Here is a 23,809-nt window from a genome sequence, read left to right as displayed (position 1 = left end):
TAAACTTTCTAGTCGTGGTGCTTCTCGTGGCTGATCCGAGACTTGCGGGAAGTTGCCAAAGCTGGATGTGCTCCCGCCGCCACCATTTCAGCCACTAAAGATTGCGGATTATTTGACTGTACCAAAGCCGAACCGATCAATACCGCATCCGCTCCTTGTTGGGCATAGTTGAATACATCGTGCGGACCGGCCACCCCGGATTCGGCCACCGCCACCACCTGCTCGGGAATAACGTCAACGATTTGCGCAAAAGTATCCATATTAAAATCGAGGGTGCGCAAATCCTGAGCATTTACCCCGATTACCCGGGCTCCTGCTTCCAGTGCTCGAAAGGCTTCTAGCCGCGAATGCACTTCCACAATCGCAGTCAAACCAAGCGAGTGAGCCCGCTCTACCAAAGCGGTGACTACCATTGGTTCTGCCGAGGTTTGCAGAATCAAAATTAGGTCAGCCCCTAGCGCTCGGGCTTCATGAACCTGATAAGGGGTGATCACAAAATCTTTATAAAGTACCGGCACCTCTACTGCTGCCCGCACCTGTCGCAGATCCTCGATGGAGCCACAAAAAAAGTTTTTCTCAGTCGAAACCGAAATTACGGAAGCTCCCCCCGCCTCATACGATTTAGCCAGCGCCGCTACATCGGATACTTCTCGCAAAAAACCCTTACCGGGGGTGGCGCGTTTTATCTCCGCGATTACCGAAACCGCGCCCTCACTACGTAAGGCACGGACTCCATCTTGAGGACGAGGACGCTGGGCAGCGATCCGCTTGATTTCTTCCAGGCTTACCTCAGACTCCCGCCGCGCCACTTCTTGCCGCACGCCCGCCAGCAACCGTTCCAGAGCATTCATCTGAGTATCACCTCCAAAACTATATTATGATTTTGTCACCTTCAGTGATAATTCTAGTTACTATCTGGGCGCAGCCCGACGCGGACTGCCAGTTCACCGCCGCTTTCAAAGCAGCTGCGCTCGCCGGTGTGACAGGCAGCCCCTACCTGATCTACCTGAACCAACAGGGCATCCCCGTCACAATCAATCTGAACTTGCTTCACATATTGTGCGTGCCCAGAGGTATCACCTTTGCGCCAATATTCGCGGCGCGAACGCGACCAGAAAGTGACCCTCCCCGTAGTTAGCGTGCGTCGCAGCGCCTCGTCATCCATATATCCGACCATTAAAACTTGTCCGTTTTGCCAGTCCTGGATAACCGCGCATACCAGTCCCGCCGCATCAAATTTCAAACGAGAGGCTATATGCGGATCTAAAGGTTGTGCACTCACCGAACCTCAAACCCCGCTTCCTTGAGTCCTGTTTTCACCGCCGAGATCGCGACCTCGCCAAAATGGAAAACGCTGGCCGCTAGCACTGCATCTGCCCCGGTGCGGACCGCCTGCACGAAATGCTCAACCTTGCCCGCACCCCCAGAAGCAATTAGAGGAACGGTCACCTGCGAGCGTACCTGCGCTAACATTTCCAGGTCAAAGCCAGTTTTCACCCCATCAGCATCCATCGAATTGAGTAAAATCTCTCCGGCACCGCGGGCGGTGACTTCGCTACACCACTCTAAGGCATCAATACCGGTAGAACGGGTTCCCCCATGGGTAGTAAGTTCAAATCCGCTGGGAGTTTCCACTCCGTCAGGGCAACGCCGGGCATCAACCGAGATCACCAATACTTGATTACCGAACCGCTGAGCAATCTGGTCTATCAGCTCTGGGTTAGCGATAGCCGCAGTATTTACTCCCACTTTATCTGCGCCTGCCCCCAGCAGTTGTTCTACGTCCCCTACCGAACGCACTCCCCCACCTACGGTGAGTGGTACAAATACTTGCTCGGCGCAGCGCTGCACTGTTTGCACCATGGTGGCGCGTCCTTCTTTAGAGGCTGACACATCCAGGAATGTTATTTCATCTGCACCTTCATCGCTGTAGCGTTCCGCCAGTTCCACGGGATCTCCTGCATCTCGCAGATTCTGGAAGTTGACCCCTTTAACCACGCGCCCTTGGTCAACGTCTAGGCAAGGAATCACCCTAATCGCTACTGCCATTTTGCCCTCCTCAATAGATTCGCTACCCTTACTTAATAGGTTCTCTACCCTCAGTGTAAAAAACTAGGGTGATTGGTGATCCCCGGTGCCGTTAGGTGGACTGGATTCGGCAGCGCTACCGCGAGCTTCGAAAAACTGCTACCTTATTTTGCGCAGGCCAAAACATCCATAACTACCACCAACGCACTATCACCGGTAGCTTGATCAGCGGGAATAATCGCCAAGATACGCGAGTTGGCACGTAGGGCAGTCAGTTGTTGGGATAAGGATTGGAAGGTACTTTCGCCCACAATGTTTTGCGGGCCAAGATTCCCCCAGGTGTAGACGCGTTTCTTACCCGAGTCCAGTTCCCAGACTCCATATTGCGCCAGGATCTTCTTACGGGGGTCTAGTTGTTCGCCTTTGCCAGGCACCAAGACGAAAGTTGCGGCCTCTTGCGGTTTGGTTTCCGTTGCCGACTCGAATTGCGGCAATCCCTGCGGGAAAGTGAAACTTACTCCTGCCGCTTCCGGAATCTGCAACTGCGACTGATAGACCGCAGTAGGTAGCACATCGATAACGTCAACTTCCATAGCGGTTTTCCCATCACTGGCAGTAGCTGGACGGTGCACGATCAGGCGCGACCCCTCGTTCCTGCCAACAATTTCGGTAAGCAACCCCCTGGGCAAATTAGAGGCGTTAGCTTTGCCTACAAATAGCTGTGGCTTTCCTCCCTTGGAAACCAGTTTCCCGGTATCGCCCTCGTAAACACTTACCATCACCCGTACGTCTTGATTTTCCCGTATCTGCGGCCCGAAGCCACGAATAGCTACCCGCGAGTTAGGCAAAGTAATAGGCATTCGTCCTTGAAATTCGACCACTGGTTGTTCTCCCAGTTGACCACTGACTTTCACCTGGGTAGAAACCCCGCTGATTTCTTGGCCGCTACCAGCCTGCCATAGATAAAACCCTAAAACTACCGTAGCGGCCACCGCGAGTACAGCAGCTAAAGCCAGCCACCACCACAAAATACGCCAGAGGTAAGGCTTTTTCTTCGCCGGAACTGCTGCCTTTCGCGGAGGAAAGCGCCGCTTCATATCGCTAGTTGTGCCTTCCTGGTTTTCTCCGGAAGCGGTTTGCGGCTCCGGAGACGAAATGGGGACAGCATTCTTCGTATCATCGCCGTGACTGCGGGCGTTACTATCCATTAAGCTCACGCCCTCTCCTGCAATTCGGCCAGTAGTTTATCTAGGATTTCACCTTCGGAGGCAAAAGGATCCCCTAGCATTACCGTCGGCATTTTCGATTCATCAATGCGCACGTGTATCCAATCAACGGAGACGTCTCGCCGCAGCTGCTCGGCTTCTCGCAAAATCCTGCCCCGCATATTTGCCCGGGTAGTGCGGGGCGGATAGGTTTTAGCGGCCTCTATTTGTTTTGAGGTTAACAGCTGACGCATCAGCCCTGCCTGACACAGTGCCGGAGCTAAACCAGCGGAAGTAATGTCGTGATAAGCCAAATCTAGGCGTGCTATTAGCGGAGAATTCATTGGAACTTGATGCCGCTTAGCGCTTTGTTCTAGAAGTTTCTGCTTAATCACCCAATCGATCTCGGTTTGCACCGCCTGGAAGTTTTCGTCCTCGAAACACTTAAGCGCCCTCCCCCAAAGCTCTAGGGGATCAAAATCGCCGACGCTTACCCGCTCCCGAGTAGCCTCCAGCTCTCCCGCATCGTTTAAAGTATTCATCACCCGTTGGTAGATGCGTTTTTGGATTTCTACCGCATCTAGGTAACCGCCCGTTTTTAGTTTTAGTGGCGCCCTGCCGGTTAGATCGGCGTTGATTTCGCGAATGGCGCTCATGGGGTCAGCTATCGCCAAGTCGCTCACGCTTAGAGAGCAGTCAATCGCATCTAGCAACGCGATGGTCATCCCCACTTTTAAGGCGGTGGTGGCTTCGCAAATATTGGAATCCCCTACGATCACGTGCATACGGCGATACTGGTTAGAGTCTGCCAGCGGCTCATCCCGAGTATTAATAATGGGACGCGCCCGGGTAGTAGCCGCCGAAATCGGGTCATACATTTTGTCGGCACGTTGGGAAAAATGGTAGCCGCCCTCTTCATCTACCATCCCCGCTCCCACCAGGATTTGCCGAGTAATAAAGAAGGTAATCAGGGCGTCAGCCATTCCCATAAAATCCGCGGAGCGATGCAAAAGATAGTTTTCGTGACACCCGCACGAGTTCCCCTGAAAGTCCCGGTTGTTCTTAAAAAGATGAATCTGCCCGTTGATACCGTCAGCAGCTAGTTGCTGATTAGTGGTGGTTACCAGATCTGAAAAGATCTCTTGCCCCGCGCGGTCTTGAGCCAATAGATCCGTCAAATAGTCGCATTCGGCAGTCGCATATTCGGGATGTGAACCTACATCCAGGTATAGCCGTCCCCCATTGGCGAGGAACACATTAGAAGAGCGATGACGGTTAACTACCGGCATAAACAGCCGGCGGGCAGCCTTTTCCGCATCTAGAGGCGGCCGGCCTGCGGGCGCGGCGCAGGTAATCCCGTACTCGGTTTCGATCCCGAAAATCCTACGCAAGGACTATTCCCCACCTTTTTGCACAAAACCTTCGACAAAAGCTTGCGCATCAGTTTCCATTACCGTATCTATCTGCTCTAAGAGGGCATCAATTGCAGGCGCATTAATCTGTGCCTGCGCGGCTTCTATCCCTTCGTCAATGCTGTTATTTTTCCCGCCGGGCGCGTTTATTTGTTCTTGTACCACTTATGTTTCCTCCTAATAAAGCTAAGCCTAAAATTTTTCTATCGGTTTTTCCTTTTTAGCGCTAAGAGCGCGGGCAAACGCGACCGCATCACCATTTTCGAGGGCGCGCATTTCAGCTGGCGAGGCAGCGCAATCTGGATCCCCCAAACTGAAGCGTAATAGCTGTTCCCCGCCTAAATCTAAGAGCAGTGACTGCCAGGATCCTTTCTTCACTTGTGGCAGTTTCGCTACTGCCATGCCCCGCACCCAGGATCTGCCCCCACAAGGAGGCTGCTGCACCGCTCGCAATACTTCCTCCGGGGAAAACAGTTGCTCTACCATTCCGGCGTCACAAATATTTTCGAATATTCCCGGCCGCAGCGCCGCCCATTGTAAATCTAACGCCTGAATTTTGGGGTGGTTCCAGTCGCAGCCTAAACGCTGACGCATTCGTTCTAAAAGCCGATACTTCCCCACCCATTCGACCCGGCGGGCAGCGAGCTCGCGGTCAGTGGCTAAAGAATCTAAAACTTGCTGCCAGTCACCCAGCAACGCCGCACTAGCCTCATCTGCCCCACCTCGCTCTTCCAACGCCTCGACAATAGCAGCTCGAATAGCGTTTTGAATCTGAAGGGCGCTGAGCGGGCCTGACACCGTTTCTACGCGGTGGGTCAGCGAAATATCATGCGATACCGCCCAGGTTTCCTCTACCGGATCAGAAGTAATCCGCAGCTCTTTCAGCTGTTTTACCTGGGGACAATCCGGGTTTTCCAATAGCCACAGTAAAGCGGCAGTAGCGCCTAAACGTAGATAGGTTGAGTATTGAAAACGGTTCGCGTCCCCGCCAATAACATGGAGACGCCGCCATCTACTGGGGTTGGCATGGGGCTCGTCACGAGTATTAATTATCGGCCGGTTAAAGGTAGTTTCTAGCCCAATATCGTTTTCTACATAGTCGGCGCGTTGCGAAATCTGGAAACCAGGTTTTTCAGATCGCTGCCCGATACCTACCCGTCCGGCTCCGCAAATCAATGGGCGGGTAACCAGAAAGGGAATCAGGTTTTGGGCAAGACCATAAAAATCTAGGTCGCGCCGCAGTAAATAGTTCTCATGGCTGCCGTAGGCCGCGCCCTTACCGTCCACATTGTTCTTGTAAAGCTCAATCTGGTTGCCATTTTCTGCTGCCAGCTCCATGGCGCGGCGGGCAATCAGATCTCCCGCCGCATCATAGAGTGACCCTTGCATGGGACCGAGAGTTTCCGGAGAGGAATACTCCGGGTGGGCATGATCAACGTACAGGCGGGCGCCATTAGTCAGTACACAGGCGCTGGGTTTGGGCAACGCGGCCTCTTGAGCGCTAGGACGGGCAACCGCCTGTACCCCCGGGCCGGAAGGCGCCAGCTGCTCGGGATTATTGGTGAGCTGTGAAGGGTCGGCCTGGCGGGGATTAAGCGAAAACCCTCGCATATCTTGCAAGGGATTTTCCCCCTCATAATCCCAGGTAACAGCTTCTGCCTCGCGGGAGCGATCCCGATAGGCCGTCACTACTTGGGTAGAAAGTGCAACCGGGTTAGCGTAGACGTTTCCTACCTGGATAATCCCGAACTCGGTTTCGGTTCCCAGCGGTCGGTTAATAGCGCTTTGGGTCACGGTTCCTCCTATTGCAGGCTACGCACATCGACAATTCGCGCGCCCCTAACTCCCAGGGTACGCGCCCACTCTCCCGGATCGGTAGAAGCCCCCAGAGCTGCAGTTTCGCGAATTTCTTCTACCGCGGCTACTTCTACGTGCCTCCAATTAAGTCCCGTTATATTCGCCGGATCCTGCAGCGAGTCTTTAATCGCCGCTTTTTTCGCCCGCTCGACAATCGAGGCAATCATTGCTCCTGAAAGCAACGAATGTGCATAGATGATTTCTTTTTCCCCACTCTCATAAGCGACTTCATAAATCTGAGTGCGATCGGATTCTTCCGCCAGTAGCGACACCAGTTTTTCGCGCAGCCTCGCCTTCCCATCTGCCGGGGAAGTTCCCCCCTCTGATTCTACCGGCACATTTTGTCCCAGGTGGATATCAAAGATTTGTCCGGCCTGTTCTAAGTTAGGCCGCTCAATACGTACCCGTACATCCAGGCGTCCTGGCCGCAGCACCGCGGGATCTATCATGTCCTCGCGGTTAGAAGCTCCAATCACAATCACATTTGAAAGTGCCTCTACCCCATCGATCTCAGCCAGCAACTGGGGGACGATCATGGTTTCCACATCGGAAGAAATCCCTGATCCTCGGGTACGGAAAAGCGCTTCCATTTCGTCAAAGAAAATCACTACCGGGTGCTCATTACTGGCTAGTTGTCGCGCCCTAGAAAAAATAGCCCGAATTTGCCGCTCGGTTTCGCCCACGAATTTCGAAAGCAATTCCGGGCCTTTGATCGACAAGAAATAGGAGGATTTCCCGTGAGTGTTAGTCCCTAAAGAAGTAGCCACTGCCTTGGCTATCAGGGTTTTCCCACATCCAGGCGGGCCGTATAGCAGTATTCCTTTCGGTGCCGAAAGACCGTAGCGCCGATAAAGATCGGGATGAATAAACGGCAGTTCTACCGCATCCCGGATAGTTTCAATCTGTTTTTTGAGTCCCCCGATCTGTTTATAGGAAACATTGGGAACTTGGGGAGCCAGTAGTTGCTCTACCTCTCCTTTTTGCACCTTTCGTACCGCAATCCCACTGCGTCCTTCCAACAGTAGCGAGTCCCCCACCTCGATTTTTCCAACTAGGGGGGCAGCTAGAGAAACGATTTCACTGTCGGTATTCGATAGCCGCACCAGGGCGCGCCCCCGAGGCATAACTTCCCCCACCTGCACTAAAGTTCCAGTGCGGGGATAGGACAAAATATTCGAGACCACCATTTCTTCATTAACTAGAACTTCTAGACCGACTCGTAACTGTTCAGGTTTAATATCCGGATGTACCCGAAGCACCATGGGTTTTCCATTTAAAAACAGCCTTACCTGGCCAGGGCTTTGGGGGCTTTCCGCAATCACAGCCACGGTTGCCGGTGGTTTAGCTAAATCTGCAAGCTGCTGATGAATCGTCACCACTTGTTCGCGAGCTGCTCCCAAAGCTGCAGAAAGACGCTGGTTCTTCCCTTTCAAGGAGGTCACTTCCCTCTGGAGGGCTTGCAACTGCTCTTCGTTAGGATCTGACATCAGTTTCCTTTCCGTAAACCCTTTCAGCCTATTAGTTTTGCCCGCCACCTGCTCTAAATGTTCATGATTATTAACATTTACGAGGGCGTACCCGGGCTAGTTTCTGGCTCTGGTGGCGGCGTGCTTTCTGCAGCAGCGTTTCCTCGCGCCCAATATTCGGCGCGCCTAACTACGTCTCGGCGTACCCGGCGTGTCTTTCTCTGCGCGGGATTGCGCTGCCCTAGGCGTACTTGCTCCCAATCATCTTCCGGACTCCACTGCCCGCCGTTTATCTTGGCGGCCTTAGGGGCATTCCCCAATTTTTGCGGTCGCCTCGCCCCCCTTGCCAGGACTCGGCAGGTAACTAGAAACCCGGTGTGTCCCACCATCTGATGTTCGGGGCGCAGCGCTAGCCCCTCGGTATGCCACTGTCTTTGAATAGTTTCTTCAGTGCAGGTAAACCCGAAACGCCCATCACTCCTTAAAGCTTCTACCAGCGTAGACATTTGCGTTACGGTCGTTACGTAACAGCACAATACTCCGCCGGGAACCAACAACTGGTGCAGAATATCCAGGTAGCTCCAGGGATCGAGCAGGTCAATAACCGCGCGATCGAAATAGTGGGAACCGTATATGCTTTCCAAGTCTATTTCCCCCAGGCGTGCGCGTTTCAGCTGCCAGGCCGGATGAGGGCGTCCGAACCATAAATCTACATTCGCCTGGGCGATATCGGCGAAGTCTTCACGTTCTTCCACCGAAACCAAGTGTCCGGCTTCTCCCGTCATCTCCAGGAGTGAAACCGTCAGTGCCCCAGAACCGGCTCCACATTCAAAAACCCGGGCACCGGTAAAAATGTCGGCAGATTGCAGGATTTGCGCCGCGTCCTTGGGATAGATAATCGCCGCTCCCCGCGGCATAGATAGGGTGTAGTCCAGGCGGCGAGGACGAAAAGCTAAGAATTCTCTCCCCTCGCGAGAACGAACCAGGATGCCCTCGTCCCTGCCCAATAACTCAGCGAGGGGGAAAGTAGCTTTCGCAGTATTGAACCAGCCGTTTTCGGTGATAGTTACGGTATGTAGATCCCCGGAAGCCCCCTGGAGCTGCACCCGGTCGCCGAGTCTAAACGCCCCGCGTGCCCGCGTCGGCAATCGCGGGACATCAGGGGGGATACATCCGCTTCTGTTTTCTGGTTCTATCTGATTCATCTCCCTAATCCTAGCTTTTCTTGCTGACTTCCCGGTATCAGGCAGCGCCTTACAATACTCTTATGAGTATTTCTAAGCGCGCCTCTGCCCTCTCCCCTTCCCGGATAGGCACTTTCCGGAATTGCCCATTGCAGTTCCGTTTCCAAGTGATAGATAAGATCCCCACCAAAGAATCTCAGGCACGCCAGCGGGGAACTTTGGTACACGCAGCGCTAGAAAACTTATTTGACCTTCCAGCTCAGCAGCGAACTTTTGCCGCCGCCAGTCGGACAATGGAGGAAGCCTGGGACAAGACGCTTAGCGAAAAACCGGATTTGCTCGCCGAGCTTTTCGGGGAAGATAAAAGCGGTGAAAACCAGTTCTTAGAAACCGCCCGCCAGTTGCTCGCTAACTATTTCCAAATGGAGAACCCCGATCGCCTCGCCCCCGCTCATCGGGAAAAATACCTGCGAGTAACCGATAAAAATCACCTGCACCTGCATGGCTATATTGATCGGGTAGATATTTCTCCCACCGGGTTAGTACGGATTGTGGATTACAAGACCGGCAAAGCGCCCGCCGAACGCTATATCGGCCCCTACCAGTTCCAAATTCGTTTTTATGCGCTGCTGTGGTACTTGACTCAAGGCCAGTTGCCCGCCCGCTTGCAGCTGCTGTTCCTAAAAGACCGGCAGGTTTACACCTATACCCCCACCGCTGCCGATATTGACGCCACCACCGAGGAAATATTCGCGGTTTGGGAACAAATTTTAACCCAAGCCCGTTCGGGTTATTTTCCCGCGCGGCGCTCGCCCCTATGCAATTGGTGTGATTATCGCGCCTATTGCCCCTTGATGGAGGGAATCGCCCCCGAAATTTCTGACGAGGGCGTGCAGCGGTTACTTTCCACCCAAGAAGACGGCGCGCAAGAAGATGCGGATTTAAGCTAAAAGTTCCTGGATATCGCGCAGTCGCAGGTGCCCTACCGAATCAAAACGGGCTGCCGGGATTTCGGCTACCTCGCGCGGCCCCACTAGCGCCAGTCGTGCCCCCGCGTCCTGTCCAGCAGCTAGCCCAGGAGCAGAATCCTCTACCACCAGGCAATTTTCTATCGGTACGTTTAATCTGCGTGCCGCCAGGCGGTAAGGATCCCCCGAGGGTTTTTGCCGCATATTCGGTTCCGAACCGGTCACCATCACCTCTAAGGATCCCTGTGGAGCGCTAGCACAAACATCGCGCACCAAGATGTCATAGGAGGCGGAGACCAAAGCAGTGGGGATCTGGGCGCTGGCCAATTCGCTGAGCAGTTCGCGCGCTCCCGGTATCCAGGGAACTCCTTCCAGGGTGTAAAGCTCATGCATATTCGAGACCATCATCTCCACTGCTGTCCCTGGCTCCAGCGGCAAATTCTTGAGCTGGATCATCAGGGAGGCACTATCAAAAAGCGAGTTTCCAGTTAGAGTCTCCCCGTCCTCCTCAGTCCATACTTTTCCGAAGCTGGCAACTATTTTTGCTTCTGTACGTTGCCACAGCGGTTCGGAATCAATTAAGGTGCCGTCCATATCGAAAAGAACCGCTCCCATATTTGTCTCCTTTTTAAGCGAAGGCCGATAGGGCTCCTGCGGCTAGCGCGATTCCTACCGCTGAGCCCAAGAGCAGGCGGTAGATCACGAATGGCGTGAAAGTCTTGGTTTCTAGCAGGCGCATAAACCACACGATTACCGCATAGCCTACGGCGAAAGCCACAAGGGTTGCCAGGATTGTCGGCCCCCAGCCGGCAGGATTATTACCTACCGATTTAGCGGCTTCGTAAAACCCCGAAGCAAAAACTGCCGGCATTGCCAACAGGAAGGAGTAGCGAGCGGCAGCTACCCGGGTGAACCCCATAAGCCGACCGGCGGTAATGGTTCCTCCCGAACGAGAAACCCCGGGAACCAGCGCTAGAGCCTGCGCGAATCCAAAGATGATTGCTTGCACCCAAGAAAGGTGATCAAGGGTTTTGTCTTTCTTGCCGAAGCGGTCTGCCGCCCCTAAGAACAGGGCAAAGACGATTAGCATCACCACGGTGATCCACATATTACGGAATTCTTTTTCAATCCAATCCTGGCCGAGCAGCCCCAAGATTCCGATCGGCAAAGAACCTACAATAATCATCCACCCTATCCGCACATCCGGGTCGCTTTGGGAAACGCCGCTGCGAGCGGGCGCCAAGGCTTGGAACCATTTGCACACAATCCGCGAGATATCTTTCCAAAAGTAGATGAGGACGGCGCTTTCGGTTCCTATCTGGGTGATCGCAGTAAAGGCGGCACCGGGGTCATCTCCAAAGATTGCTCCTAAAATCCGCAGATGGGCAGAGGAGGAAATCGGCAAAAACTCGGTCAATCCTTGTACAAGACCCATAATGATGGCTTCAATGGTGTTCACGACCTCCAAGCCTATCGTTTTAACGCTCCCTACTCGCCTTTCGGCTAGGTGTTTTCTCTCACCTCACTCAGCAGATCCGTGCACCCCTTGGTAGCGAAGTAGCACCGGCAACGCACTTGTCTCGCTTGTCGAGGCCAGATTATTTATGAGGTATTCCCTTTTAGATTTAGTTTTCGGCTCTCTATTTGCTTTTGCTGCGCCGTGCCTGAAAACTTCTCGCTCCCCTCCCCCTTAACCTGGGAGTATGGAGAAAAGAAGATTAGGCCGCACCGGGCTTATGGTTTCCAGCTTGGGGCTAGGAACCCTCACTTGGGGGCGAGATACCGACCTGGAACAAGCGAGCCAGCAACTGCGAATGTTCCTAGATGCCGGCGGAAATCTACTTGACACTGCCGCTACCTATGGCGAGGGCGAGTCTGAAAAACTTATCGGCACCCTGTTGGACGAGGAGTTTTCTCGGGAGGACCTAGTGATTTGTTCAAAAGCCGGGGTAAGAGCAGGTGATCCCCCCTCGGTTGATGCTTCCCGGGCGAATCTATTACGCGGTCTGGATCAAACTCTGGAACGGCTGGGAACCTCCTATATTGATGTGTGGTTTGTTCACCACTACGATCCCTTTGTACGAGTAGAAGAGACTTTAACCGCTTTAGAGATGGCGCTGCGGTCTGGGCGCGCCCGCTACGTGGGGGTATCGAATTACCCAGCCTGGGCAATGGCCGAGCTAGCGGTATTGCTGGGGCAAGATCGCTACGAAGTAGCCGCAGTCCAAGGGGAATATTCTTTAGTCAACCGCCAGGTTGAAGAGGAAGTACTGGGAGCGGCCGAGCATTTTGACTCCAGCTTTATCGCCTGGTCTCCCCTGGGACGTGGGGTTTTAACCGGAAAATACCAAACTAGTATTCCGCCAGATTCCCGGGCTGCTTCCCAACATTTACAGGGATTTGTTTCCCCCTATCTTTCTGCCGAATATCAGCCGATTATCGAGGCAGTATTGGCAGGAGCCGAAGGCTTAGAGTGGGAGCCGCTGAAACTGGCTTTAGCGTGGGTTAAAGATGCCCCGGGAGTAACCAGTGCATTAACGGGGGCGCGCAGCGCTGGGCAGTTTGCGGCGGTATTAAAAGCAGCAGATGCGCATGTACCTCACCAAATTAGGGTAGCTTTAAACGAGGCTAGCGAGTAAGAAAAACCGGGAAAGACCTATTCGTCTTCGTCTTCGTCATCCTCGTCGAAGTCGTACTCTTCGTCCAGGATTTCTTCAGGTTCGTCTAGGAGATCGTCGCCGTCTTCGTCTTCGTCGTCCTCGTCGAAATCGTATTCTTCGTCCTCGTCCTGGTAGGCGGATTCATCTGCTTCGAGTACTTGATCCACATGGTCGAAAAGACTTTCCGAATCGATATCTTCATCCTCAAAAATATCTAGTGGAAGGTCGCACCCTAATTCAGAGTAAAGAGCCTCATCATAGGCCGAAAAAGCAGCTTCTAATTTTTCTCCTGCCCGCGCTACCTGCGGATCACAGTCCGGATCTTCAGCACCCCGCGCAGCCTCTAAATGTGCTTGCAGCGCACCTACAAAGTTATCGAATGTTATTTGCAAACGGTCAGCCACGATACACCACCCCCTGGGCTCCGAATCAACCAGGATGCTTAGGGCAAGTGAAGTTGTCCGCGAATCATAGTCACCATTAAGTCGGTTCCTTTGATTTCTGCGGTTTCTTCCGATCCGACGATCCGCGTCGTACCGTCAGGGTCAACCAGCTGCGAGGCACCACCATCAGGGCCTAACGGCAAAATGACCCACTCCTTGCCCGGAGCATAGGTTGTCGAAGGAGGCCGACCGGAAAGCTGATCACGAATATTCGCGATCACTACCCGGGCGTGAGCGCGAGCAGCATCTGCGCGCTTTGATTCCGGCACGTCGGTAATGTCGCCCACTGCGTAAACATTTTCCATGTCCTTTACACGCAGGTGCTCATCAACCATAACTGTGCCATTAGCATGCATAACCTGGGAATATGACCCGTGGAGGTAGCCGGAAGAGGTTTGAGCCCCGTAGCACAGGAACCACATATCGGCTTCGACCGGTACCCCGGCTAGAGTTTCGACCTGGAAAGTGGAGAGCATTCCCACGTCGGTAGGTGGCATATAGGCTAGAGGTGCTCCCAATACCAACTCGATACCGCGTTCTTCCATTTGGGTGGTGATGGTTTCACGCAAAGAATCCAGGTAACCCGGAGTACCCAGGATATAGGGTTCCTTGTCAACCATGATGATCTTCATATCCGGGTAAGTGGAGGTAAGCTCGCCCGCAAATTCCACGCCGACGGTGCCAGCACCAACCAGCATTACCCGCTTAGCACGAGCCAAGTTTTCGCGAGTTTGATCCAAACGCGCCTTCGCGACCGAGGCTTGAGAAACCATGTGTTTTGCTGGGAATGGGTAGGTAGTTCCCGTTGCTAACACTAGAAAATCTGCCTCAATGGGGTCATGTCCGGCAACATAAACTGTGCGACCGTCAACCCGCATACAAGTACCATGTACGACCTTGCCGCGGTCAAGCAGCCGACTGTAAGGCATAAATACGGTATGTCCCCACACGGAATCCACCGCTGCCCTCAGCGCTGCCGCGTGATGCACGAACTGGTCTTTTTGTTCGACCAGCGTGACATCAGCCACGTCATCTAGGCCACCCGCCACGGTTATGCCACCGTAACCGCCGCCAATGACAACTACTTTAGCCACGCTACCTCCCCTTTTATCTATCCTGGGTTATACCAAAACAGATGCGAGCTAAATCAGACCGGCAGCTGCCATCGGTCACCCTTTTGGGCGACGAGATGAAGACTTACCAACCCAACGATCATTTTTCAGTTCTACTGTATCTTACGCTATCAAAAAGAATACGTCTTTAGTAACTATCCTACTCAGGAATGCGGATTTTTAACGCGGATTTGACATTGGGAGGGAAAAAATTATCTCCTTTGAGAACTTTTCCGTCTTCGCGATAAATTGGTTTGCCTTCACCATCCAGTTTAGAAAGGTTTGAGGCCTGCACTTCCCGCAGTACTGCCGGCAACGAAATCCCGCATTCCAGCGCCATTCCGTAAATGACGTAAATCAAATCTGCGAGGGCATCAGCGGTTTCTATGGTGTCCCGAGTGTCATCATCGGGCAGGGAGGAAATAGTTTCTTCTAGCAGCCGGCGCGCCTTAGCTCCATATACTGCGCCGGTAAGCTCACTAACTTCCTCATATATTAGGCGCATGCGCATATGCACCCGTTCGCGATCTACATTTGGCTCATCGTGTTGAATTGGTAGTCCGTAGACCTCATGAAATTGGCGAACTAAATCTTCGGGGCGATGCGGATCCGGCATCTGCTGTTCGGATTGTTCCCCGGCAACTTGCTGGGCTGGTGCGGCCTGGTTCATTACAATTTTCCCTTTCCTACTTCGAAGTTGAAAGCAGCATGTTTTGCAGTTCTGATACTGATGTTACCCACGGGGCTCCAGGAAATTCCTCCCGGCTACCCGCTCCCCAAGAAACCCCGATGACGTCGATACCGATATTACGAGCCGCCCGGTAATCGTCCGCGCGATCCCCCACCATTACTACTCGCCCGGGCGGAGCGAGGGCAGCTAACTGGTCTAGGGCGTAGCGAATAACCCCTTCTTTGCCGCGCCTTATTTGAGGATTAGCCACATCAGAAGGATTCTCAGCGCTGGTTCCCGCTTTTTCTTGAGTTCCTGCCACCCAATCCAGATAGGGACTCATCCCGGTGGCCTCTGCGATATCGCGTACCAGTTCTTCCAGTTTGGAAGAGGCAACGGCAGTTTTCAGACCGTCACGGTGCAAGTGGAAAAGCAGGTTTTCTATTCCTGGAAATAGCGGTACTTCAGTCATCCGAGGGCGGTAATAGCGCCGGTAAACTTCCACTGCCTCATCTAGTAGCTCTTCAGGTAGATCTAGATACTGCTTAAAACCTATGCGTAGCGGTGGCCCTACAAACCGTTTGAGCTGCCGGGGAGATTGTGCAGGCAGGCGATAGTGAGAGATCACTTCCGAAACCGCTTCAGTGATCAAGGGAACCGAATCGGTCAAGGTACCATCCATATCGAAAATCACGGTGTCAAAACAACGCTGCCCCACAACCCCTCGTTTCTGCTCAGTAGCTTCCGATTCTTTTGGGCGCTAGATCCCGCCCTCATTGTAGGCAACTTTCTTCCCCGGTAAATCAACGCGCTTTATCCGCCCATTTTCCCTTCGCTTTTCCGCCAGCACCAAGATGTGCTAATCTCTCTGTTGTCCTCGAGCGCGGGTGGCGGAATTGGTAGACGCGCTAGCTTGAGGTGCTAGTGGCCAACTTAACGGCCGTGAGGGTTCAAGTCCCTTCCCGCGCACCAGCGATTTTTCTACTATTTCTTATAGCTGGCACCAGTCAAGAAATTTTATTTTATCCCGAACGTACCTACGCGGTTTAGCGGACGGATTACTAGCCATTCTAAGATTTGAGGGTTTTTAGGTATCAGCCCGGGTTTTTTCTAGGCGAATTGCGCAGTCGCTAAGCTAGGATTATCTAAACCGAAAGAGCTAGGAGAATACCTTGAGCAAGGATTTAGCAATGCGCGCTATGAATGGCATCCTTGAGCGTATTTCCAGCGGAGAGTTCACTACTTCTACCCCACTTCCCCCCGAGTCACAGCTTGCCGAAATATTAGAAGTGTCGCGCTTAACCCTGCGCGAAGCGGTACGCGTCCTCAAAGATCGCAACGTACTACAAGTAGTGCATGGAAACGGGACTTTCGTGTTGCCTCTGGCGCAGTGGACGGACTTGGGAACCATCGCTACCTTTCTTTCCCGTACCGAAGACCCCTTAGATTTAGGGGTTAGCCTACTGGAGATTCGCCGCATGATTGAGGTGGGTACCAGTGGCCTAGCTGCCGCCCGGCGCTCAACTGCAGATTTGGAAAACATGGCACGAGAGCTCGAAAAATATGATCAGGCATTGGAACGGGGCGATGTTCCCGGTGCTGCTGTCGCAGACCTTAACTTCCACCAGCAGATTCAAAACGCCAGTGGGAATCCCTTTATCAGCGCATTGATGCAGCCTCTAGAGGTAGCGCTGGAACGTTCGCGTCAGGCAACCGCAGCGGATCGGAGGGTTGCGATGCGAGCCCAATCGCATCATCGCCGGATTTACCAGGCAATTAAGAATGCGGATGCTACTGGAGCTAAAGAAGCTATGCGGGCACATATGACGCAAACTGCCGAGGATTTACGTACCCTAAAAGCTAAGTAGTGAACTAAATCACTCTCATTTCTCTACCCCAGGACTTTCGTCTTTGCTAGCCTTTAAAAGACATCAGACCTCAGATGACTGTTTAAAATGCTACGAAGGAGTAGGCAGATGGCTCTATCGCTTTCCGAATTATTAAAAGAAATGCCTGACACCCCGCAAATCGGCGCTCATCAGGTGCGTTCTGCCCGCGAAGAGGCCGGCGATCACCGGATTTACGTGGTTTTAGATGACGACCCTACCGGCACTCAATCAGTCAGTGACTTACCTATTCTGACCCGTTGGGAAGTAGAGGATTTCATTTGGGCGTTTGAAAGTGGCAAGACCGCGGTTTATGTGATGACTAATTCCCGATCCCTCTCCCCCGCTGACGCGGAAAAGGTCAACCGGGAAGTAGTTTCTTCTGCACTTGCCGCCGCTAAAGAATGCCAAGCAGAACTCGCTTTTGTTTCCCGTTCAGACTCAACTTTGCGAGGACATTTTCCCTTAGAGCCGCAAACCATAATGGACGAAATGGAAAAAACGGGAACCGCCCCGGCAGATGCAATCATCCTGGTTCCCGCATTCGGTGACGCGGGGCGAATCACCGTTAACGGAATTCACTACGCCGGTTCCGAACAAGAAGGTTTCATTCCCGTGGGGGAAACTGAATTCGCCAAAGATGCCACCTTCGGATATCACGAATCTTCCCTGCCCAGCTGGGTAGCAGAAAAAACCGCCGGCAAAGTTAAAGCGGAAGAAGTTGAAATACTAAAACTTCAGGATCTGCGAGAAAACCTCGCTAATGTCAGCCAGCAGCTTGAACAGGCACAAAACGGGCAAGTCTTGGTGGCAGATACTGTAACCGAAGAAGATTTACGCCAACTCGCCCTCGCCCTTATTAAGGCCGAGGCAAAAGGGAAGAACTTTGTTTATCGGGTAGGTCCGCCTTTCGTACGTGCACGCATCGGTCAAGAAGTACATCCTCCGCTTACCCGCGAAGAAATTGCTACAGCCCGGGGAGAACGTGAGTTAGCTGCCGGGGGGCTTATCGTGGTGGGATCTCATGTTGAATTAACCACCCGCCAGCTCAATCGGCTACGGGTGGAGGAAAAACCTGCTGAGCTGGAAATTGAGGTGCAGCAGATTATCGATCCTGAACGCCGCGATAAGCACCTGAAGGACGTAACAGATCAGGCCATCTCGGCAATCAAAAATGGAAACGTGATTGTAAGAACCTCCCGCAAACTGGTTACCGGTGTTGATGGAGACGCCTCTCTAGAGATTTCCCGACAGGTATCAGCGGCAGTAGTCAAAGTCACCAAGGAGATCCTAAAGGCTGCTCCCCCACGTTTCGTAGTCGCTAAAGGCGGCATTACCTCTTCAGACACGGCTTCAAAAGGGCTAGAAATCCGTCGCGCGATGGTGATTGGCCCCATGCTGGAGGGGATAGTTTCCCTCTGGACAGCATCGTCTGGTCCTGCAACCGGAATCCCCTATGTCGTTTTTGCCGGGAACGTGGGCAACGAGGAATCTCTCACACAAGTAGTACGCAAACTCTCGCGTTCATAGCAAGGAATCAAAAAGTCTAAAAAATCTTTCAAAGGAGAAAACAATGAAAATTGCGGTAATCGGTCTCGGAGCTATGGGATATCAAATGTGCTCCTGGCTCAACAATGACTTCACCGTCACCGGCTATGATATTGCCACGGAAAAAATGGAAATGGCTGCTAAAGACGGAATTGCCACCGCCTCTTCAGCCCAGGAAGCCGTAAAAGATACTGACATTGTGCTGGTAGCTGTACGTAACAGCGCGCAGTTGAACGATTTGCTTTATGGGGAGGGCGGAATCGCCAGTGCGATGCGCTCCGGCTCTTGTCTACTCCTCACCTCGACTATTGGGATTGAAGCTGTAGAAAATGTGGCCGCTCAGCTCAAGGCAGATGGAATTGGTCTGATAGATGCCCCGGTATCCGGAGGACCGGCACGCGCCGGCAAGGGTGACCTGTTAGTAGTGGTAGGCGCGGTTGAGAAAGATTATAACTTCGCGAAACCGGTATTGGATGCCATGGCCTCCACCCTAGTTTGGGTAGGGAAAACCCCCGGCAAAGGGCAGGCAATGAAAACTGTAAATCAGCTGCTGTGCGGAGTTCATATCGCGGCTGCCGGCGAAGCTCTAGCGCTGGCGGGACAATTGGAATTAGATCAAGAAGTTGTTCTGAAAGCCCTCATGGCGGGAGCCGCCGAGTCCTTCATGCTAGGTGACCGCGGCCCGCGAGCAATCTTAGCTTCGCGCGGCGAAGAACCCGAAGTAAAGTCACGTCTAGATATTTTCGTAAAAGACATGGGAATCGTGACTGCAGCAGCAAAGGCCGCGGGGATGGCAGTTCCGGTGGCCGCCGCGGCAGAACAAGAATATTTATTAGGGTACGCCAACGGGCAAGGAGCTATGGATGACTCTTCGGTAATTAACGTAGTAAAGCCGGAGGTGAAATAACAGTGAGTACTGGAGCTTTGCTAGGAATAGCACTGGGCGCGATTATCGTCCTGCTGCTACTAGTTATTAAAATACAGCTTTCTGCTTTTGTTTCTTTGCTCTTAGTAGCAGCCGGCACTGCCCTGGCAACTGGAATATCGGTGGGCGAGATTGTTCCGGTACTGCAAAAGGGGATGGGCAATACCTTGTCCTCGGTGATGATTATCGTTGGCCTAGGTGCTATGTTGGGACGCACCATTGAAGTTGGAGGCGGAGCCGATGCTTTAGCCCGTAGATTTACCAAGGTTCTGGGGCAAAAACGAGTAATCGCTGCGGTAACTGCCGCCGCTTTCGTATTAGGGATCCCGGTATTTTTCGATGTGGGTTTTATTATTCTCGCTCCCATAGTCTTCGGATTTGCCCGGGTAGCTAAGATCAATCCCTTAAAAATTGCGCTGCCAGTAGCTGGAGCCCTGCTTACGGTACACGTAACGCTACCTCCTCATCCCGGACCGGTAGCAGCAGCCGGGATTACCAACGCTGACGTAGGAACCATGCTGATGGTGGGGCTGCCTCTCACCGCCATTACCGTGGTGATAGGGTTCTTCGCCGCGAAGATGGTGAAAGTCGAGGGAATCGAATTACTGGAATCTCCCGCTGACCAGCCGATTGAAGTCGAAGTTACCGAGGGCGCTGGCTCTACCAGCGGCAAAGTTGTTAAAGAAAGCGTGGAGGCAGTAAAAGAACGCCTCGAAAATATCGGCGCCGGCACCGTGGTATTGCTGATTTTGCTGCCGATTTTACAAATCATGCTGGGAACGGTGGGAAATACCGTACTTAAGGAGGGCTCTACCGCCCAACAGTGGCTAGGTTTCTTAGGTTCTTCCTCCATTGCGCTCCTAACTGGAGTAATCGTGGCTTATCTAGTGGTGGGGCACAAACTTGGTTGGAGCCTGCAAAAACGCGGCTCGGTATTGGATTCCGCCTTGCCCGATGTAGCGGTCATTGTGTTCGTAACCGGAGCGGGAGGAGTCTTCGCAAATGTGCTTGTAGAATCGGGAATCGGAAAGGCGCTATCGGATGCCTTGATCAGCCTAAATATGCCGATTATTCTTGCTGGATTCCTAATCTCGGCGGCACTGCGAGCCTCGCAAGGCTCAGCTACGGTGGCGATTCTAACCAGCGCTGGATTACTAGCAGAGCCCATTGCAGCAGCGGGATACACTGATCTGCAGACTGTTTTGGTAACTATTGCCATAGGTTTTGGAGGTCTGGGACTATCCCATATCAACGATTCCGGCTTCTGGATTGTTACCAAATACTTAGGGCTGACGGTTAAAGACGGTCTGAAAACTTGGACCGTATTGTCCACGGTGTTTGGAATAACCGGCTTCTTGCTAACCAGCGGAGTTTTCCTTCTGGTTTCTTAAAGTTAGTTTTCAGCTCGATAGTTTTACTGAAGAGCGAACTTGAGGCCGCAGGTATCGCCCTGCGGCCTCAAGTTTTGCTTTTGTAAATACTTCCTCAAACTGCGAGAGCTGTTGATGGCCCATATTTGCCACGCCGTCAGCCTACACTGGTCGAAAGTCCCTCTTCCTCGAAAAACGTCTCAAAACACTACTCCGGATTGCCAGCTGCCAGCTTTCTGGTACACAGCCACCAATAACAAAAGTCAACCCTTGTTTTAATTGCAACAATTCCCACCTAGGACTTACGTCCATAGGAAACTTTTCATCTATTTTGTACGGACAATTTACTGATTAATCCGCGATTTTTCGGAGAAATAATTCAAAAAGTAATACTCCTATTTTTTCAGCTGTACAAGGCTTAGAATGAGTGCGAGTTCACCAGAGTGGGTGGAATGGTTATGCGGTAAGGAGAAAATTATGCCATCGAAGCAACCGGCGAATATCCGTCCTTCTCGACGTACCTTCTTAAAATGGTCGGCGATAGCTGGCAGCACCACCGGGCTGGTGGCATGTGCTACCCCCTCGTCCTACTCCCCCGACAAGAACGGGAAGCTCGTACCCAATGGCACCGGTCGCACTGACGTGGATAAAACGGTCTGGTCAGCTTGCACCGTGAACTGCGGTTCCCGATGCCCGGTACGTCTACAGGTTAAAGATGGCCGCGTGGTACGAGTACTACCTGATAACACTGGTAACGATGAGCTCGGCAGTCAGCAGGTACGCGCCTGTCCACGCGGACGCGCTATCAGGCAACGGATTTACAATCCCGACCGGTTAAAGAAACCCATGAAGCGCAAGCCAGGCACCAAACGAGGCGAAGGACAGTGGGTGGAAATCTCCTGGGAACAAGCCTTGGACGAGATTGCTGAAAAGATGAAGGCGCTGAAATCCAAATATGGCAATGAGTGCTTCTACATTCAATACGGAACCGGGGTTTTGGGTTCCACCATGGCTTGCTCCTGGCCGCCAGAAACTACTCCCATGGCGCGGATGCTCTCCCTATACGGGGGCTACCTAGATCACTACTCCGACTATTCCACGACGAACATCACCCAGGCTTATCCCTACTTCTACGGTGAATGGGTAGCCGGCAACAGCTTTGATGATGCCGCAAACTCTAAGCTGCAGGTAATGTTTGGCAACAATCCTCTAGAGACTCGGATGTCAGGAGGGGGTCAAACTTTCGTAACTCAGGCTACTAAACGTAAATCTGGAGTTAAAACTATCGTAATTGATCCGCGCTATTCGGAAACCTCGGTAGCTTTGGGAGACGAGTGGGTGGCGCTACGCCCCGGCACTGATGCCGCCCTCATCGCCGGCATGATTTACGTAATGGTCGAAGAAAATCTCCACGATCAAGCCTTCTTAGATAAATACTGTGTAGGTTTCGATGAGGCACATCTGCCCGAGGGCGCGCCTAAGAATGCGTCCTATCTTGCGTACCTGCAGGGCAAAGGTAAAGATAAGACGGTTAAAACCCCCGAGTGGGCGGCCAGAATCACCGGTGTCCCGGCCTCGGATATTCGCCGTCTTGCCCGTGAAATCGCTACCGCCAAACCCTGCACCATTAACCAAGGCTGGGGGCCGCAGCGTCACGCCAATGGCGAAGGTATCGCCCGGGCAGTTTTCCTACTGGCCTGCGTAACCGGGAATATCGGCATTAAAGGCGGCGGCACCGGCGGACGCGAAGGCGGACAATCCCTACCTATTACCCAGACTTTCAACACCGAAGTCGCCAATCCTTCAGAGAAAATTATCTCCGTTTTCAGCTGGTTAGATGCTATTGATCACGGCCCGAAGATGGACACTTTCAATGCCGGGGTAGGCGTCAAACCAGAACCGGGAGTTCGCGCCCTGAAAGTACCGGTAGATGAGGCCGGAAACCCGACCAATACCAAACTAGAGGTTCCCATCAAGGCAGTATTTGCCTATGGCTCAAACTCAACCGTGAACCAAACCGGGGACAACAATAAGTCCGTAGAAATCCTGCAGGATGATAAGAAGTGCGAACTCATTGTCACCTGCGACATTATGCATACCGTGAGCGCGCGTTACTCAGATTATCTACTTCCCGGTACTTCCACCTCGGAAGAATCTGATTACCATCACGGCGAGAATGCTACCCCGATGGCATACGGAATTGTTTCCCAGCAAGCCATCAAACCGCTTTACGAATGCAAATCTATTTTCGATATTTGCACCGAGCTAGCTGATCGTCTGGGAATTAAGGACAAGTTCACCGGAGGCAAGACCCGTGAGCAATGGCTTAAAGAAATTGTCGAGACCGGTCGTGCTGAAGATCCTTCCCTACCCACTTACGAGGAGTGGAAGAAAGTCGGGATTGTTCGCCGTAACGCAGGCTCTAGTATCCCCTTGGAAGACTTCCGTAAAGACCCGGCAGCGAATCCGCTCTCTACCCCCAGTGGCAAGATTGAGATTTATTCCCAGCGCCTAGAGAATATGGCGAAAAAGTGGACCTTCGGAGATTTCCGTCCTCGTCTTGACGGAGACGAACTCTGCCCGATTCCTGCGCACCTATCAACTTGGGAAGGAGCTGAGGATGCCGCCACGAATAAGAAGTATCCGCTGCAGGTTATCGGACACCACTTCAAGGCTCGTACTCACTCTAGCTATGGGAACGTGGAGTGGCTGAAGGAAGCCCATATCCAAACCGTGTGGATGAATCCGAAGGATGCCACAGAGCGGGGAATCAAGAATGATGATCTGGTGTTCATCTATAACGAACGCGGAACCTTGCGGCTGCCCGCCAAAGTCACTACCCGGATTGTGCCGGGGACTATTTCGGTTCCCCAAGGCGCCTGGTATGACCCCAAGCCAGCATCGGAGGTTACTCCCCCGGCGGGAGCAAACCCGAAGAAACCGGTCGATGTAGCTGGTTCAGTTAACACCTTAACTTCCCTGCACCCGACGCCAATTGCGAAAGGCATGGGGGTTCACACCATTTTAGCGCAGGTAGTAAAGGCATAACTACTGGGAACAGCTATAGGTAAGAGG

The 23,809-nt window shown here is 52.8% G+C and carries 22 protein-coding genes and 1 tRNA gene; 8 read left to right on the top strand and 15 right to left on the bottom strand.

From position 1 onward, the window contains the following. Positions 1–8: 8 nt before the first annotated feature. The 9 genes from trpC to ACZ5BI_RS03365 all read right to left on the bottom strand — a co-directional run bounded on the left by trpC (position 9) and on the right by ACZ5BI_RS03365 (position 9,173). Positions 9–851 (bottom strand): indole-3-glycerol phosphate synthase TrpC, encoded by an 843-nt coding sequence (trpC, locus tag ACZ5BI_RS03405; protein WP_238127630.1) that lies wholly within the window; start codon positions 849–851, stop codon positions 9–11. A 53-nt stretch (positions 852–904) separates the two neighbouring features. Then, complete coding sequence (gene hisI, locus ACZ5BI_RS03400) at positions 905–1,282, bottom strand: phosphoribosyl-AMP cyclohydrolase (RefSeq protein WP_316086833.1); 378 nt, start codon at positions 1,280–1,282, stop codon at positions 905–907. Then, positions 1,279–2,049, bottom strand: a complete 771-nt coding sequence (gene hisF, locus ACZ5BI_RS03395) for an imidazole glycerol phosphate synthase subunit HisF (RefSeq protein ID WP_316086832.1) — start codon at positions 2,047–2,049, stop codon at positions 1,279–1,281. The genes hisI and hisF overlap by 4 nt, the downstream gene beginning before the upstream one ends. A gap of 143 nt (positions 2,050–2,192) precedes the next feature. Then, positions 2,193–3,245: a hypothetical protein gene (locus ACZ5BI_RS03390; RefSeq protein WP_464896656.1), complete on the bottom strand. Its 1,053-nt coding sequence runs from the start codon at positions 3,243–3,245 to the stop codon at positions 2,193–2,195. After that, positions 3,242–4,624, bottom strand: coding sequence for a Pup--protein ligase (pafA, locus tag ACZ5BI_RS03385; RefSeq protein WP_464896655.1), 1,383 nt, complete (start codon positions 4,622–4,624; stop codon positions 3,242–3,244). The genes ACZ5BI_RS03390 and pafA overlap by 4 nt, the downstream gene beginning before the upstream one ends. A 3-nt stretch (positions 4,625–4,627) precedes the next feature. Next, positions 4,628–4,810: a ubiquitin-like protein Pup gene (locus ACZ5BI_RS03380; RefSeq protein WP_024059044.1), complete on the bottom strand. Its 183-nt coding sequence runs from the start codon at positions 4,808–4,810 to the stop codon at positions 4,628–4,630. A 27-nt stretch (positions 4,811–4,837) separates the two neighbouring features. Beyond that, positions 4,838–6,439, bottom strand: a complete 1,602-nt coding sequence (gene dop / locus ACZ5BI_RS03375) for a depupylase/deamidase Dop (RefSeq protein WP_464896654.1) — start codon at positions 6,437–6,439, stop codon at positions 4,838–4,840. 8 nt (positions 6,440–6,447) lie between these two features. Next, complete coding sequence (gene arc / locus ACZ5BI_RS03370) at positions 6,448–7,989, bottom strand: proteasome ATPase (RefSeq protein ID WP_464896653.1); 1,542 nt, start codon at positions 7,987–7,989, stop codon at positions 6,448–6,450. Positions 7,990–8,066: 77 nt separating this feature from the next. Next, on the bottom strand, positions 8,067–9,173 hold the full coding sequence (locus tag ACZ5BI_RS03365; protein WP_464896652.1) for a tRNA (adenine-N1)-methyltransferase: 1,107 nt from the start codon (positions 9,171–9,173) through the stop codon (positions 8,067–8,069). A gap of 62 nt (positions 9,174–9,235) precedes the next feature. Here ACZ5BI_RS03365 and ACZ5BI_RS03360 point away from each other — a divergent pair, with 62 nt between their 5' ends. Continuing rightward, positions 9,236–10,102, top strand: a complete 867-nt coding sequence (locus ACZ5BI_RS03360) for a RecB family exonuclease (protein ID WP_464896651.1) — start codon at positions 9,236–9,238, stop codon at positions 10,100–10,102. Here ACZ5BI_RS03360 and ACZ5BI_RS03355 read toward each other — a convergent pair. Next, positions 10,094–10,735: an HAD family hydrolase gene (locus tag ACZ5BI_RS03355; protein WP_316086290.1), complete on the bottom strand. Its 642-nt coding sequence runs from the start codon at positions 10,733–10,735 to the stop codon at positions 10,094–10,096. The genes ACZ5BI_RS03360 and ACZ5BI_RS03355 overlap by 9 nt on opposite strands. Positions 10,736–10,748: 13 nt before the next feature. Beyond that, a complete protein-coding gene (locus ACZ5BI_RS03350; RefSeq protein WP_316086291.1) occupies positions 10,749–11,579 on the bottom strand; it encodes an undecaprenyl-diphosphate phosphatase in 831 nt (276 codons plus the stop codon). Positions 11,580–11,823: 244 nt separating this feature from the next. Between ACZ5BI_RS03350 and ACZ5BI_RS03345 the strand changes: the two genes are divergently transcribed. Next, positions 11,824–12,759: an aldo/keto reductase gene (locus ACZ5BI_RS03345; protein WP_316098456.1), complete on the top strand. Its 936-nt coding sequence runs from the start codon at positions 11,824–11,826 to the stop codon at positions 12,757–12,759. Positions 12,760–12,776: 17 nt separating this feature from the next. Here ACZ5BI_RS03345 and ACZ5BI_RS03340 read toward each other — a convergent pair whose 3' ends face one another. From ACZ5BI_RS03340 to ACZ5BI_RS03325, 4 genes are all read right to left on the bottom strand, one after another. Then, positions 12,777–13,184 carry a DNA primase gene (locus ACZ5BI_RS03340; RefSeq protein ID WP_316086293.1) on the bottom strand — a complete coding sequence of 136 codons (408 nt, stop codon included), beginning with the start codon at positions 13,182–13,184 and terminating at the stop codon, positions 12,777–12,779. Between the two features lie 38 nt (positions 13,185–13,222). Further along, the gene (locus ACZ5BI_RS03335) at positions 13,223–14,317 is read right to left on the bottom strand and encodes an FAD-dependent oxidoreductase (RefSeq protein WP_024059052.1); all 1,095 of its coding nucleotides are present in this window, start codon (positions 14,315–14,317) and stop codon (positions 13,223–13,225) included. 178 nt (positions 14,318–14,495) lie between these two features. Then, positions 14,496–15,005 (bottom strand): pyrophosphohydrolase domain-containing protein, encoded by a 510-nt coding sequence (locus tag ACZ5BI_RS03330; protein WP_464896650.1) that lies wholly within the window; start codon positions 15,003–15,005, stop codon positions 14,496–14,498. Between the two features lie 16 nt (positions 15,006–15,021). Further along, positions 15,022–15,723, bottom strand: coding sequence for an HAD family hydrolase (locus ACZ5BI_RS03325; RefSeq protein ID WP_464896649.1), 702 nt, complete (start codon positions 15,721–15,723; stop codon positions 15,022–15,024). A gap of 163 nt (positions 15,724–15,886) precedes the next feature. Between ACZ5BI_RS03325 and ACZ5BI_RS03320 the strand changes: the two genes are divergently transcribed. From ACZ5BI_RS03320 to ACZ5BI_RS03295, 6 genes are all read left to right on the top strand, one after another. Then, positions 15,887–15,977 (top strand) — tRNA-Leu (locus ACZ5BI_RS03320). A 200-nt stretch (positions 15,978–16,177) separates the two neighbouring features. Continuing rightward, complete coding sequence (locus ACZ5BI_RS03315; protein WP_316098857.1) at positions 16,178–16,873, top strand: FadR/GntR family transcriptional regulator; 696 nt, start codon at positions 16,178–16,180, stop codon at positions 16,871–16,873. A 108-nt stretch (positions 16,874–16,981) separates the two neighbouring features. After that, the gene (locus ACZ5BI_RS03310; RefSeq protein WP_412585657.1) at positions 16,982–18,421 is read left to right on the top strand and encodes a four-carbon acid sugar kinase family protein; all 1,440 of its coding nucleotides are present in this window, start codon (positions 16,982–16,984) and stop codon (positions 18,419–18,421) included. A 43-nt stretch (positions 18,422–18,464) separates the two neighbouring features. Beyond that, positions 18,465–19,346, top strand: coding sequence for an NAD(P)-dependent oxidoreductase (locus ACZ5BI_RS03305; RefSeq protein ID WP_316087299.1), 882 nt, complete (start codon positions 18,465–18,467; stop codon positions 19,344–19,346). A 2-nt stretch (positions 19,347–19,348) separates the two neighbouring features. Then, on the top strand, positions 19,349–20,755 hold the full coding sequence (locus ACZ5BI_RS03300) for a GntP family transporter (RefSeq protein WP_024059059.1): 1,407 nt from the start codon (positions 19,349–19,351) through the stop codon (positions 20,753–20,755). Between the two features lie 456 nt (positions 20,756–21,211). Beyond that, entirely contained in the window at positions 21,212–23,782 is a 2,571-nt protein-coding gene (locus ACZ5BI_RS03295; protein WP_464896648.1) for a DMSO/selenate family reductase complex A subunit, read from the top strand. The last annotated feature ends 27 nt before the right edge of the window (positions 23,783–23,809 follow it).

It is taken from the genome of Varibaculum sp. GTC20041 (assembly GCF_055387755.1).
Note: the sequence above shows the minus strand (reverse complement) of the source record. Positions and strands in the feature narration are given on the sequence as shown.